At 66.3% G+C, this 13,662-nt stretch carries 13 protein-coding genes; 3 read left to right on the top strand and 10 right to left on the bottom strand.

Features of this window, described 5'->3' with window-relative positions; genetic code table 11:
• Positions 1 to 62: 62 nt before the first annotated feature.
• From aroD to GPA27_RS26050, 7 genes are all read right to left on the bottom strand, one after another.
• Positions 63 to 845: a type I 3-dehydroquinate dehydratase gene (aroD, locus tag GPA27_RS26080; RefSeq protein ID WP_076601862.1), complete on the bottom strand. Its 783-nt coding sequence runs from the start codon at positions 843 to 845 to the stop codon at positions 63 to 65.
• A gap of 64 nt (positions 846 to 909) precedes the next feature.
• On the bottom strand, positions 910 to 1,770 hold the full coding sequence (locus GPA27_RS26075; protein WP_211165249.1) for a shikimate dehydrogenase family protein: 861 nt from the start codon (positions 1,768 to 1,770) through the stop codon (positions 910 to 912).
• An 80-nt stretch (positions 1,771 to 1,850) separates the two neighbouring features.
• Entirely contained in the window at positions 1,851 to 3,611 is a 1,761-nt protein-coding gene (locus GPA27_RS26070; protein ID WP_169143348.1) for a thiamine pyrophosphate-binding protein, read from the bottom strand.
• Positions 3,612 to 3,701: 90 nt separating this feature from the next.
• Positions 3,702 to 4,541 carry a citryl-CoA lyase gene (locus tag GPA27_RS26065; protein ID WP_169143347.1) on the bottom strand — a complete coding sequence of 280 codons (840 nt, stop codon included), beginning with the start codon at positions 4,539 to 4,541 and terminating at the stop codon, positions 3,702 to 3,704.
• A 2-nt stretch (positions 4,542 to 4,543) separates the two neighbouring features.
• Positions 4,544 to 5,746 (bottom strand): CaiB/BaiF CoA transferase family protein, encoded by a 1,203-nt coding sequence (locus tag GPA27_RS26060; protein ID WP_169143346.1) that lies wholly within the window; start codon positions 5,744 to 5,746, stop codon positions 4,544 to 4,546.
• A gap of 287 nt (positions 5,747 to 6,033) precedes the next feature.
• On the bottom strand, positions 6,034 to 6,876 hold the full coding sequence (locus GPA27_RS26055; protein WP_169143345.1) for a sugar phosphate isomerase/epimerase family protein: 843 nt from the start codon (positions 6,874 to 6,876) through the stop codon (positions 6,034 to 6,036).
• A 56-nt stretch (positions 6,877 to 6,932) separates the two neighbouring features.
• Positions 6,933 to 7,820: a 4-hydroxyphenylpyruvate dioxygenase family protein gene (locus GPA27_RS26050; RefSeq protein ID WP_246261499.1), complete on the bottom strand. Its 888-nt coding sequence runs from the start codon at positions 7,818 to 7,820 to the stop codon at positions 6,933 to 6,935.
• Positions 7,821 to 8,198: 378 nt separating this feature from the next.
• Here GPA27_RS26050 and GPA27_RS26045 point away from each other — a divergent pair, with 378 nt between their 5' ends.
• Complete coding sequence (locus GPA27_RS26045; RefSeq protein WP_169143344.1) at positions 8,199 to 8,921, top strand: IclR family transcriptional regulator; 723 nt, start codon at positions 8,199 to 8,201, stop codon at positions 8,919 to 8,921.
• Positions 8,922 to 8,950: 29 nt separating this feature from the next.
• On the opposite strand, the gene GPA27_RS26040 is transcribed toward GPA27_RS26045, so the two are convergent.
• The 3 genes from GPA27_RS26040 to GPA27_RS26030 form a co-directional block, all read right to left on the bottom strand.
• Complete coding sequence (locus tag GPA27_RS26040; RefSeq protein WP_373322822.1) at positions 8,951 to 9,460, bottom strand: STAS domain-containing protein; 510 nt, start codon at positions 9,458 to 9,460, stop codon at positions 8,951 to 8,953.
• A 32-nt stretch (positions 9,461 to 9,492) separates the two neighbouring features.
• Positions 9,493 to 10,644 carry a SulP family inorganic anion transporter gene (locus GPA27_RS26035; RefSeq protein WP_211165247.1) on the bottom strand — a complete coding sequence of 384 codons (1,152 nt, stop codon included), beginning with the start codon at positions 10,642 to 10,644 and terminating at the stop codon, positions 9,493 to 9,495.
• Between the two features lie 190 nt (positions 10,645 to 10,834).
• Positions 10,835 to 11,302, bottom strand: a complete 468-nt coding sequence (locus GPA27_RS26030; protein WP_169143343.1) for a MarR family winged helix-turn-helix transcriptional regulator — start codon at positions 11,300 to 11,302, stop codon at positions 10,835 to 10,837.
• Between the two features lie 72 nt (positions 11,303 to 11,374).
• On the opposite strand from GPA27_RS26030, the gene GPA27_RS26025 reads away from it, so the two are divergent.
• Positions 11,375 to 12,532 carry an aminotransferase-like domain-containing protein gene (locus GPA27_RS26025; protein ID WP_169143342.1) on the top strand — a complete coding sequence of 386 codons (1,158 nt, stop codon included), beginning with the start codon at positions 11,375 to 11,377 and terminating at the stop codon, positions 12,530 to 12,532.
• A gap of 76 nt (positions 12,533 to 12,608) precedes the next feature.
• A complete protein-coding gene (locus tag GPA27_RS26020) occupies positions 12,609 to 13,577 on the top strand; it encodes a DHH family phosphoesterase (RefSeq protein WP_169143341.1) in 969 nt (322 codons plus the stop codon).
• Positions 13,578 to 13,662 lie beyond the last annotated feature (85 nt).

Below are 13,662 nucleotides of genomic sequence, written 5' to 3'. Positions count from 1 at the left end.
GGGTTGGGGTGGGGATGGGTTAAGGACGCATGGCAGAAATTCACCCTCGCAGGCGCGGAAACTTACTTGCCGGCCAGCGAACGCTGCAGCACGTCGAGCACGCGGCGCAGGTCCTCGATCGGCACCTGTCCCGGCGCCGACGCCTTCTGCCCGACGGCAAAGCTCACCGACGAACCGAACACCCAGCCGAACAGGCGCGAGAGCGAACCGTAGGCGCCCATCGACATACTGATGATGGGCAGCGAGATCTTCTTCTGGCCATCCAGCGTCGCCTGCAGCACGGTCAGCACGTCCTCGAGCCCCTGCGGCATCACCGCGACCTTGGCGACGTCTGCGCCGGCCTTCTCCATCGCCACGAACTTCGCGACGATTTCCTCGGCTGCGGGCGTCTTCTGGAAGTTGTGGAAGGACGCGATCAGCTTCGTGCCGGTCTCGCGGGCGAGCTCGACCGCGGCGGCGAAATGCTTCGGCTCGCACGACAGCTCGTAGTCGAGAAAATCGACCGCGCCGGAACGCGCGACCGCCTGGTACATCTCGAGCACCTGCTCTTCCGAGATGCCGATCGTCTCGCCGCCCTCGCGGATCGAGCGGCGCGTGAAGATGATCGGGATGCCGGCCGAGCTCTTGCGGACTTCCTGCGCCAATTCGACGACGCGGTCGGTCTCAGCGATGCCGGAGAAGAAATCCACCCGCCATTCGAGCAGGTCGGGCTGCTTCGCGACGATCGCGTCGAGTTCGCCGAGCACGCCGGCCTCGTCACGGCCGACCAGCGGTGCGCACACCAGCGGTTCCTTGCCTTCGCCGACCGGCTTGCCTTTCACTTCCAGAGCACGGGTAAATGCCATCTATTCGTTCCTCGTCAATTCGAAACGGACGCCGTGCGACGCTCGCGCCGCACCCGCCCTGTCCTCAATCCTTGTAGCCGACCAGCTTGCGGATGCCGTCGGACGTGTAGCCGTCGTAACCGAACAGCGAAAGATACAGCGGCGCCATCTCGATGAACATCTCCCGCCCCATGTGAATCGTGCAGCCGCGCTCGCGTGCGGCGAGCAGGAGCGGCGTGAAGTCGATCTTCATGATGACGTCGGCGACCACCGTGCCCGGCGCGAGGCGCTCGACTGGCACCGGCAGCGGATCGCTCTCCTTGAGCCCGAGCGGGGTCGCATTGACGACGAGATCGTAGCCCGCCGGATCGTTCGTCGCGACGAAGGCCTCGCGGCACACGCCGAAGCTCGTGAGCCGACCCGCGAGCCGCGCAGCGCTGTCCGCGCTGAGGTCCGACACGCCCACGCTGGCCGCGCCGGCCTCGCCCAGCGCCACGGCGATCGCCGCGCCGACGCCACCCGACCCAACGACCAGGCAGCGCATGCCTTTCGGCTCCACGCCCGCGCGCTTCAGGCCGCGCACGAAGCCGACGCCATCGAAGAGATCACCGAACAGCGTGCCGTCCGCGCGCTTGACGATCGCGTTGCACGCCCCGGCCGCCTTCACCGCGGCGCTCGCCGCATCGAGGAAATCGACGCACGCAGGCTTGTGCGGGATCGTGATCATCGCACCACGCACGTTGGAGACGGCAAAAAGGGCCGGCCCGACCGTCGGGAAGTCGGCCGGCGCAATCTCCAGCGGCACCACCACGGCATCGATGCCTATGGCCCCGAACAGCTGGTTGTACAGCATCGGCGCCTTCACCTGGCCCACCGGGTAACCGATGACCGGGTAGAGGAGCGTCGAACCGGAGATCGACAGCGGATTCATTTCTGCAGTTGCCATCGGAATGTTCCTTCCACTATTGGATGCCTGAAGGCGCTGTCTGTCGGGGTTGGGGCCGGTTCGTGCGCTGATTCCTCTCGTCAGTCGGTACTGACGTGCGACACCTTCGCGTTCGGCGAGTAGATGTCGAGGATGTTCCAGTGGCCCGTGGTCGGCACCGGGTTGTTCTTCATCGCAACATCGATCACGAAAGGCTTGTTCGACGTCACCGCCTGCGCGAGCACCTCCTTGAACTGCTCGGCCGACTCGATCTTCACGCCTTCCGCGCCGTAGGCACGTGCCACCGCGGCGAAGTCCGCCTGGTAGGGCTCGCCGTCCTTGCGGAACAGCGTGCCGGTCGTCGTGCCGTAGTGCGCCTTCTGCAGGCCGGCGATGGTGCCGAATGCGAAGTTGTTCATGATCACCCAGATCACCGGGATGTTCTCCTCAACCGCCGTCGCGAGCACCGCCGGGTTCTGGCCGAAACCACCGTCACCGACCAGCGACACGACCACGCGGTCCGGGAACGCGACCTTCGCGCCCAGCGCGGCCGGCGCGCCGAAGCCCATCGTGCAGTAGCCGCCCGGGGTCAGGATGCTGCCCGGGGTGAAGATCGGGAACTGCTGGCCGACGCCGTTCTTGTTCCAGCCCACGTCGGTCGTGATGAACGCATCGCGCGGCAGCACTTCGCGAACCACCGACAGGATGCGCTCCGGCATCATCGGGAAGCAGTCGTCCTGCACGAACTTCTGGTTGCCGGCGACGAAGGTCTCACGGAACGCGGCGATTTCCTTGCGCAGCGCGTCGTTCCTGCGGCCTTCCGGCAGCATCTCGCGGGCAACGCGGTTCAGCACCGTCAGCGCACTCTTCAGGTCGGTGACGACGCCGATCTCGACCGGATAGTTGCGGCCGATCTCGTTCGAATCGATGTCGATGTGGATCAGCTTGGTCGGCGGGAAGCTGAAGGTAAACTCGTTTTCCCACGAACTGCAGTCGGCTTCCGCGAAGCGCGTGCCGAGGCCGATGATCCAGTCCGCGTTGCGGCACTTGTCGTTCACCAGCTTGGTGCCCCAGAAGCCGGTCATGCCCAGCACCAGCTCATGGTCGTCCGGCAGCACGCCCTTGCCCATCAGCGAATGCGCGACCGGCAGCGACAGGTGCTCGGCGAAGGCGCGCAGCTCCTCGGCCGCATCGGCGAGAATCACGCCACCGCCGGCATAGATCACCGGGTCTTTCGCGTCGAGCAGCGCCTGCACGATCGTCTTCGCGGTCACGTCGTCGATCGAGGGCTTCTGCAGCGCCTTGGTGTGATGACGCAGGCGGGTGAACAACGAAACGTCGATCTCGCGCGAGAAGAAATCCATCGGCACGTTCACCAGCACCGGGCCGGGACGGCCGCTTTCGGCGAGCTGGAAGGCCTTTTCGAGGATCTCGGGGAAGAGCTCCGGCGTATCGACGCGCCACGCGCGCTTCACGAAGGGGCGGTAGATCTCCCACTGCGACGCGTCCGCGTGCAGGTTGATCTCCTGGTGCGGGTGCTTGCCGTAGTAGTAGCTCGGGATGTCGCCGGCGATCACGACCATCGGGATCGAGTCGAGCGCGGCATTCGCAACGCCGGTCGCGGCGTTCGTCAGGCCCGGCCCGAGGTGCGACAGCACAACCGAGGCCTTCTTCGTCGCGCGGGCGTAGCCGTCGGCCGCGTGCGCGGCGATCTGCTCGTGACGCGTGTTGATGAAGCGGATCTTGCTGTCTTCCAGCGCCGTCAGCACCGCGATGTTGGTATGCCCGCACAGGCCGAAGATGTGCTCGACGCCGCGGTCTTCGAGGTAGCGGACGAGCTGGTGGGAAATCAGTTGCTTCATTTGGCGTCGCCTCCAGATTTGAATGTCGATTGCCTAGTCGATTACGGCGCGGCGAATCGCGCGCCCTGTGCCGTCACTGCGAAGCCGGGGCTACGCCTGATTCTTCCCGGGTACGGCACGGCGCGCCGGTCCCGCATAGGTATAAGGAATGTTCTTGGGCATCGGACCCTTGATGCGGCCGCCCTGTTGCGACTGCTCCCACGCGTGGGCCAGGATGCCGACCGAACGCGACAGGATGAACAGCCCGCGCCCCAGTTCCGGCGCAAAACCCAGTTCCGCGTAGATCACCGCCGTCGCGCCGTCGATGTTCATCGGGATGCGCTTGCCCTTTCGACGTTCGAGGATCGCCTCGACCTGCTGGCCGATCTGCGAATACAGCCCCTCGACGACACCCTTCGCGCGCGCCTCCTCGACCATCGCCAGCAGCTTGCCGGAGCGCGGATCGATCGGATGGAAGCGATGGCCGAAGCCGGGGATCACCTTGCCGTTCTCTGCAATATAGGCGTCGAGGGCGGCTTCGACGGCCGCTTCGAGAGCAGCGCCCCCGGCGATGCGCCTCGCGGCGTCCGCGTACAGTTCCATGCACTGCTGGCCCGCGCCGCCGTGAATGCCGGCGAGCACGTTCACCGCCGACGCCATCGCGTTGTTGAGTTCGACACCGCAGGTCACGGCCATGCGCGAGATCGCGATCGACGGCGCATGCGGACCGTGATCGACCGCCGCCACCAGCGCCGCCTCCAGCAGGCGCGACTGCTCCGCCGTCGGCAGGTCGCCGCGCACCATCAGCCAGATCATCTGCGGGAAGCTGACGCTGCCGATCAGCTCCTCGATCGGGTAGCCGCGCATCGCGATCTTGCCCGGCTCGATGTCGATGATTTCGGTGGTCCACCACGCCTGCGCGTCGCGGACGATGTCCTCGGCACTCTTCATGTTCAAACCGCCTGTTGTTCGTGGAGTTGCGAAATTTCGGACGCGGAGTAACCGAGCTCGGCCAGCAGCGAGTCGGTGTGCGCGCCGAGTACCGGCGGCGGCGTCGTCACGTCGGGATTGCCGCCGCGCATCTTGAAGCCGGCGCGCACGAGGCTGAGGTCGCGCCCCACGCCGGGCACATCCTCGAACTTCGCGAGCAGATCGCGTTCGCGGATCTGCGGATGCTCGAGCACCTGCGGCACGGTCAATACGCGGCCCGCCGGCACGCCCAGCTTCGCGAGGATGGTTTCCCACTCGCCCGCCGACTTCGACGCCAGCCCGGCGTCGACTTCGACCTTCAACGCCTTGCGGTTGCGCTTGCGGGCCTCGCGCTCGGCAAAGCGCTCGTCGGTCTTCAGGTCCGGCCGGCCGATCGCGTCGGCCAGCGCCTCGAACTGCTCCTGCTTGTTCGCCGCGATGTTCAGCAGCCCCTCGCCGGTGCGGAAGGTGCCCGACGGCGCGGCAGTGAAGTTCTCGTTGCCCATCGGCACCGGCTCCTTGCCGGCGATCAGGTAGTTCGACACCACCCAGCCCATCGTCACGATCGTCGAATCGAGCATCGACACGTCGATGAATTCGCCTTCGCCGGTCTTCGCCTGACGGACCAGCGCGCTCGACACCGCGAAGGCCGCGGTGATCCCGCCGATGGTGTCGGCGACCGGGTAACCCACGCGCAAGGGAGCGGACTCGTCGTCGCCGGTGATGCTCATCACGCCCGACATGCCCTGCACGATCTGGTCGTAGGCCGGCGCGTGGCGCATCGGCCCCTGCTGGCCGAAGCCGGAGATCGCGCAATAGACGAGCTTCGGATTCACTTCTTTCAGCACGTCGTAACCGAGACCCAGGCGATCCATCACCCCGGGGCGGAAATTCTCGACCAGAACGTCGGCGCTCTTCACCAAGCGGAACAGCACTTCCTTGCCCGCCTCAGACTTCAGGTTCAGCGTCAGCGATTTCTTGCCGCCGTTCTGCGCGAGGAAGGAAGCGCCCATCTTCGCCTTGTTCAACGCCGGATCGGCGCCGAGCTGGCGCGCCAGATCGCCCGACTCGGGCACCTCGACCTTGATCACCTCGGCACCGAGCAGCGCCAATTGGTACGCGCAGAACGGCCCCGCCAGCACGTTGGTCAGGTCGAGGACGCGAATTCCGGAAAGCGCTGCAGTCATGTGCTACCCCTAAGTTCACTGTGGATCAACATCGATCCTGTCACGTTGATCGAATAATAGAACGCAATTCTTCACAGTGCAACCGTTTTTAGAACCTTGTTTTGTTTTTTAGAACAGGGTCGCAAAACATCCATCTGGCCCTAAGGCCCGAGCGATGGAAGATGGGATGACGTCGCCGCGCGCCAAGGCAACCGGAACAGACGGAGGCGCCGCGGCGACGCGACGCGGGGGACGGCGCGACGTGCCGCGCACCGGACGGGCGCGACACGCAACTCAGCAGAAAGGAATCAGGCCGCGGCGACCTTGTCGGCGAGCCACTGCACCGACGCCTGCGCGCGGGCGATCACGGCCGGCAGGTCGGCGCGCAGATTCTCGTCATTGAAGACTTCGAGCGTGTAATCGCCCGCATAGCCTTTGCCGCGCAAGCGCGCGACGAGGTCGGAGATCAGCCCGCCGTGCACGCCCTCGCCGGGAAAGCGGCGCTCGTGGCGCGAAATCTCGACGAACTCGTCGATCTCGGTCACGAAGTCGAACGAGCAGTCCGACAACTGCGCGAGGAAGATGCGGTCGGCGGGAATGTCCGCCAGCAGATCGAGCGAGGTCTGCCGCATCAGGATCTGGAAGGAATCGATGACAAGGCCGACGTTGTGGCGGTTCGCCATCTGCACCACCCGCCACGCGTCGGGGTACTCGCTCACCCAGCGCCCCCACGCCAGTGCCTCGTAGCCGATGCGGATGCCGTACGGTGTCGCGAGCGTGCCGAGCACTGCGAGGTTGCGTGCCAGCGCCTCCGGGTCGGCAATGGCCGTGGGGGCCGTCGAAGACGAGACGATCAGCAGCCGGCAACCCACCGAGGCCGCCAGTTCGATCATCGATTTCGCCGCATCGATGCGGTAACCGACCTCGCGGTCCGAAGCCCCGGTCATTTCCCGCAGGAACTGGAAGGCGCATACCCGCACGCCGCTCGCGCGCACCTTGCGTGCAGCGGCAGCAGCGCCTTCGGGATGCGCCAGCAGATCCTTGGCGCTCAAGACCAGGGCACCGAACCCGGCTTCCCGCACGGCGTCCATTTTCTCGTGCAGAGCGCCGGGGAGCGTCGCGCTGTTGATCCCGATCCTGTCAGTCTTCATCGTTCGTGCCGCCCGGGCGGTGAAATGTCATTGCTGTCGAACCTGAGCGCGCCGCGTCACTCCGTACGCTGCACGATCTCGAAGTAGAACGGATCCACGACCGGCGCGGTCACCAGGTGCTTCACGCCCGGCCGCTCCGGGTCGCTCTCCGGCCCGCGGGCGACCGGAATCCCTGCGTCGCCGAAGCCTGCCGCCACCTCCGCGAGCGAATGCGTCTCGATGCCGATGCAGGCGATCCCCTCGACGTTCAGCGGGTCGGCCGCCGGCTCCCCCTCGCGCACCTGGTCCGACGCCGGACGCAGGACGATGCGCAGTTTGCCGCAGGGGCTTTCCATCCAGATGGATCCGCTCGAGCTCGTTTGCAGCACGCGGAATCCGAACACCTGCTCGTGAAACTCGATCCACTCCTGCTCACGACCCGCGCACACGGTGAGCGCCACGTGCTCCACGCTCGTCAGCCCCATCGGCGTCGCCGGCGGCTTCGTCTGCGGCAGCGGCACGAAGTCGACGTCGTAGATCGTGTGATCGCCGTAACGATCGATGAAATATACGTGCGTTCCGCCAATGCCAATGATCGCGGGGATGTTCAGCTCCATCGCGCCCGCATGCGGCGGCACGTCCCACGCACCGGTTGCCTGCGCACGCTTGTAGGCGGACGCCACGTTCTTCACGCGCAGCGCGATCGCACAGATCCCCGGCCCGTAGGTCCGGTTGAAAGTCTGCGCAAAGCTCTCCTCGTCGGAGTTGATGAGGAAATTGATGTCGCCTTGGCGGTACAGGACCACGTTCTTCGACCTGTGTTTCGCCACGGCGGAAAAACCCATGCGTTCGAAATGGGCGCCGAGCGCATCCGGGTCGGGCGAAGCGAACTCGACGAATTCGAGACCGTCCATCCCCAGGACGTTGCCTGAAGCATCAGAGGTCGGAAAAAACGGGTCTTGCATCCTTTGACTCCTGGTTGCCACTTGCGAGCGGGCCGTATGTATTCAGCGGAAACGGCGCTTGGCCTCAGCGCAATTATTATCATACGTCCCGCATGAACCCAACGGCTTTCTGCGCCGCCGCGCGCGGTGTTCCGGTCCGTGTGGCCGCCTCGCCGCAGCGGGGCCATCGACCACAAATGCCATTGCAACGGATAGAACGATGTTCCATTATTTAATGGTATCGTAGATCAACCCCGGCAGGCGTGCCGCTGCGTAACCACGGTCCCGTGTTCGTACCTGCTGCGTAAAGCGCCACGCGCGTCCGGGCGAGATTCACCATAAACCCGGTTATCATGGTCCAATAATGAAAACCTGGTTTCATTTTACTGGAGCATTCCCATGAGCAGCGAAGGCGTCGCATCCGTAGAACGCGCCCTGACCATCCTCGATGTCTTCACCGACCGGGACAAGAGCCTGACCCTGACCGAGATCTCCAAGCGTGCGGGCTTCTACAAGAGCACCACGCTGCGGCTGGCGGAGTCACTGGAAAAGTTCGGCTACCTGCGCCGCCTCGACGACGGCGCCTACCGCCTCGGTCCCAAGCCGCTGTACCTCGGCTCCCTGTACCAGAAGCACTTCAGCACCTCGGACTTCGTGCCGCAGATCATGCGCCGCATGTCCGAGGAAATCCGCGAAGGCATCTCCTTCTTCGTGCGCGACGACGACCGCCGCGTGTGCCTGCACCGTGTCGACTCCCCGCGCGCGATTCGCGACGCGATCCATGAAGGCGACGCCTTCCCGCTCAACAACGGCGCGTCCGGCCACGTCCTGCTCGCCTTCAGCGGCCTGTCGGGTGCCAAGTACGACCAGATCCGCGACCGCTGCTATGCGATGTCCCTGGGCGAGCGCGACCCCGAAACCGCGGCAGTGGCCTGCCCCGTCTTCGCCGTCCAGCAACGCCTGGTCGGCGCATTGTCGGTCTCCGGCCCCAAGTACCGACTCGACGAAAAGACGCTCGAAGCCATGGTGCCCACGCTGCACAAGTTCGCTGCCGAACTCACGCAACTGCTCGGCGGCGCCTGGCCCGAAGTCCGGGGATTGCCGAAGGCCCAGACGGCCTGATCGGCCGGAACCCTCACCGCCGGGAGCGCTCATCCGCCCCGGCTCACTTCCTCCGCCGGCGCCCCGGGCATCCCCCGGCACTCGCGGAAGATCCGCGCCCTGCAATGCGCGCATACCTGCGGGTCGAGCGCGGGGACGATGCGCGCCAGGGCTTCGGCCTTGCTCGCGAAGATGTGCCCCCCGCCGCGCAGGCTGTCGTGCAGCCCGCTGCGTCGCCACGCGTCGAGCACCCGCGGTCGCGGCCGGTGGAAGTACAGTCCGCCGCCCGCGTCCGCCCGCGTGCGGAACTCGCGCGCCCACAGCTGCTCGCCGGCGAGATCCACGAAATTCATGCTCTTGGCCATCACGAGCAGGTGCTTCTGCCCCGGATGGCGCTCGCGGAACGCCTTAAGCACATCCCCTACGTACTGCGCCGCCCCGAAGTACACGTCGCCCTCCATGCGCACCAGCTTCAGCTGCGGGCACTCCGCCGCCTCGCCCGGGATGTCCTCGACGGGCGTGAAGCGCCGCTCCGGACCATGCGGCACCAATACCCGCATCACCGGCCGGGACGTGTGATGAAGGTAAAAGATCAGCGACAGCCCACTCCGATGAGGATCGCGAACTCGATCGGGATGAGCAGCATCGCGCCCCACGTCGCACCGAGGCAGACCGCCTCCTGCCGGCTGAAACGCGCGATCTCGACGATCTTCGGCACGTTGATCAGCGACCACGCCACATACAGGAGCAGTGCCGAGATCGCCGACATCGGGATTCCGGCGAGCAGATCCGCCCCCGCGAGGACCAGAAGCAGCAGGAGCAGGCTCGAAAACACCGCCGCGAGGGGCGTCCGCGCACCGACCTCGAGGTTCGGCAGCGAGCGGTTCAGCGAACCGCAGGAGAGGTATGAGGAGAAGAAGCTGCCGGCGATGTTCGACAGCCCCTGCCCAAAGAATTCGCGATTGACGTCGATATGCTGTCCCGAGCGTTCCGCGAGCGCCTTCGCAATCGAGATCGATTGCCCCAGCGCAACGATCGTCAGCGACAGCGCGATACCCGACAGCTGCGCGAGCGTTGCCGGCGAAAGATCCGGCATGCTCAGGGGAGGAACCGCCGACGTCAGTGCCCCGAGCCGCTCGATGCGCTGACCGGTCTGCATCTGCCAGCCCTCGCCGAGCGCATAGCCGGCCGCCAGGCCCAGCAGCATCGCCGGCCAGCGCCGACGGTAGCGGACGACGACCAGTGTCGTCGCGACGGTCACGAGCGCGACGAGCGGTTCCCCTGTGGCAAGCACGCCGCCCGATCGCGCCAGCTCCCACAGATCCAGCACCGCGCGGTAGCCGATCAGGCAGGCGGCGCCCGACATGAAGCCGAGCAGCACCGACGGCGAAATGAAGTTGGCGAGCGAACCGAGGCGAAAACGGGCGATCAGGAACTGCATCACCCCGACCATGAAGGTGGCCGTGAGCACGAGCCGCAGATAGTCCGGCGAGCCCGGCAGCGCCAGCGGCGACAGCATCGCGAAGAGCGCGAGCGAGTTGGCGTTCGTGGGGCCGGACATCACGTGGCGGCTCGAACCGAACAGCGCCGCCACGATGCACGGAACGATCGCCGTATAGATTCCGTACTCGGGCGGCAGGCCCGCCAGGCGTGCGAAGGCCACCCCTTGCGGCAGAACCAGCAGCGCACCGAGCAGCCCGGCGATCAGGTCCGCCCGCAAGCCGGCCGCAGTCAGCGTCAGCAACCAGTCGCCTCCGCCGTGAGCGGCCAGCGCCGGGAAAATCCGGCTCCGCAGCCTGTGCAAATCCTTTGCCCCTCGAATTGTCCGTACGCCCGCGGCACGGTTTGCCTGACGACGCCACCTCCGGGCTGCGTCGCATTGCGGACAATTATCACCCGCGCACGTGTCCGCCGCATCCGCCGCGGGAAGCCGGCTATCTTCCCCCGCCGACGAGGCATTCCATGACCGCGTGCCACCCCGCCTCGGCCCCGGCGCCCGCCTGCGCAAACGCGGCCTCAAGCTGGACCATCTGTGCGCCGGTGAGGCGTGCTTCCAGTGCCTCGCCCGCAGGCGTGAGCCGCAACTGACGGACGCGCCGGTCGTGCGCGGCGGTTTCCGTCGCGACCAGCCCCATCTCGACCACTTGCCGCAATGGTGCATTCAAGGCCTGCTTGCTCACGCCCAGCACGCCGAGCAAGGCATTCACCGAAACGTGCGGATTGCGGCCGACGAAATACAGAATGCGGTGATGCACCCGTCCGAGGCCGCGCTCTTCGAGGATGCGATCCGGTGGCGCGGTGAAGGCGCGATAGCCGAAGTACAGCAGCTCGATCGCCTTGCGCAGCCGTGCCTCATCGGCAGCGGACGCGGACGGGTCGCAGGAGAAATTTTGGTCAACCATATTGACATGTTAGAAGGCGAACCATTACCTTGTCCATAGGTCAAGTTTATTGACATTTCACCGGACGCCACGATGACCGCCCAGCTATCCGCCCTCCCCGCATTTTCAACCCGCACCCGCGACCTGCACGCATCGCCGATCCGCGAAATCCTCGCCGTCGTCGATCGCCCGGGCATGATCTCGTTCGCCGGCGGCCTGCCCTCCGGCGACAGTTTTCCGCGGCTGTCCCTCGATGCCATGCCGCAGAACGCGCTGCAGTACGGTCCCAGCGAGGGGGAACGCCCGCTGCGCGAATGGATCGCCGCGGACCTGCGCACGCGCGGCCTGGATTGCACGGCCGACCAGGTGCTGATCGTCTCCGGGTCGCAGCAGGGCATCGACCTCGTCGCGAAACTGTTCATCGATCCGCAGACCCCCGTTGCCGTGGAGTCCCCCACCTACCTCGCGGCCCTGCAGGTGTTCCGCTTCTTCGGCGCACGACTGCTTGCCTACGACGCCGAGGCACCCGATACGGCATCCTTCGTGCGAGAGAAGCCCGCATTCGCCTACGTCATTCCCACCTTCCAGAATCCGAGCGGACGCTGCCTCGACGCCGCGCAACGCACCGCGCTTGCCGCCAGCCTCGACGAAGCGCGGATCCCCGTGTTCGAGGACGACCCCTACCGCGACCTCGCCTACGATCCCTGCGAGCGCACGCCGTTGTGCGCCGGGCTTAGCCGCACGCCGTGGATCTACCAGGGCTCCTTTTCGAAGAACCTGGCTCCCGGGCTGCGTCTGGGCTACCTCGTCGCCTCGCCCGAACTGCTCCCCTTCCTGACGCGCCTCAAGCAGGCTGCCGACCTGCACAGCAACCGTGTCAGCCAGTGGGTGGTGCTGCAGCAGCTCAACGATCCGGCGCGCCATGCGCGCATCGACGCCCTCGTCGCGAGCTATCGCGTCCGCCGCGACGCGTTCGAACAGGCCCTCCGCCGACATTTCGGCGACATCGCCACGTGGCGCACGCCCCCCGGCGGCCTCTTCTTCTGGCTGACGCTGAACGAGCGGATCGACACCCGCGTGCTCCTGCCGAAGGCCATCGAAGCGAATGTCGCCTTCATGCCGGGCGAGCCCTTCCTGCCGCACGAGGTCGAGGCCTGCGGCCAGCTGCGGCTCAATTTCAGCCATGCGACCGCAGAGCAGGCCGATGTCGGACTGGAGCGGCTGGCGGCGCTGGTGCGAAGCGCGTCCTGATTCCGGGCGCCCCCTCTCCGGGCTCCGGGCCGACGGCGGTCCATCCCACCCGCCCTGTGGCATGATGGGACGGACCATGAGCACACCAACCACGATCTACTACCACGGCGACTGCCTCGACGGCTTCGGCGCGGCCTACGCCGCCTGGCGCCGCCTCGGCGATGCGGCACGCTATCTGCCGATGCACTACGGGAACGCCTGGCAGGTCGACGACGTCGCCGGGCGCGACGTCTTCATCCTCGACTTCTCCTTTCCCCGCGCCGAACTCGAGCGCATGGCCGCGCGGGCCCGTTCGGTCTGCCTGATCGATCACCACGCCAGCGCCCGCGCGGCGTGGGCCGAGCTGCTGCACGCGGACGAAGGGAGCAGCGGCGCACGCCATCACGATCCCGCGCGCAATCTGACGGTGATCTTCGACCTCGAACGATCCGGCGCACGGCTCGCATGGGAACATTTCCACCCCGAAACGGCCGTCCCGGCAGCGCTCGCACACATCGAAGACCAGGACATGTGGCGCTTCCGGCTTCCCGGCACACGCCCCTTCTGCCGCGCACTGCGCATGCGCGACTTCGCCTTCCCGAGCTGGGATCCCATCGTGCGCGCAAGCGAGGATGCGACGTCCCCCGCCCACCGTGCCCTGCTCGATGAAGGCGCGGCCGTCGACCGCTTCCTCGCCATCGAGGTTGATCGGCTCTCAACAAGTGCGCTGGTGATGCCCGTGGGCTTGCAGTCCACTGGCGCGCCGGGCGCCGCGGCCACCCCGACCGACGAACGGATTGGCGGCCTGGCAATCAACGCCAGCGCGGCATTCGCGTCCGAACTCGGCGGACGGCTCGCCGAACGCTCGCGCACCTTCGGCCTCGTCTGGCAGCTCGCCGGCGACGGCTTCGTGAAGGCTTCGCTACGCGGCTGCAACGTCGTGAACGTCGCGCGCATCGCCGAACATTACGGCGGCGGCGGCCACCCCAATGCCGCCGGCTTTCGCATGCCGTTGCGCGATTTCCTCGATCAGGTGCTCTCGCCAATACCGGACATAACACTCTGAACGCCCGCATCCGCCAAATTTGCCTATAATTGAAGCCAGATGGCGTATATGGAGTTCATCATGAGTACCCCTGTCGAGGCCCTCC

Origin of the sequence: Aromatoleum toluolicum (assembly GCF_012911005.2) — a bacterium.
GTDB lineage: Bacteria > Pseudomonadota > Gammaproteobacteria > Burkholderiales > Rhodocyclaceae > Aromatoleum > Aromatoleum toluolicum.
Note: the sequence above shows the minus strand (reverse complement) of the source record. Positions and strands in the feature narration are given on the sequence as shown.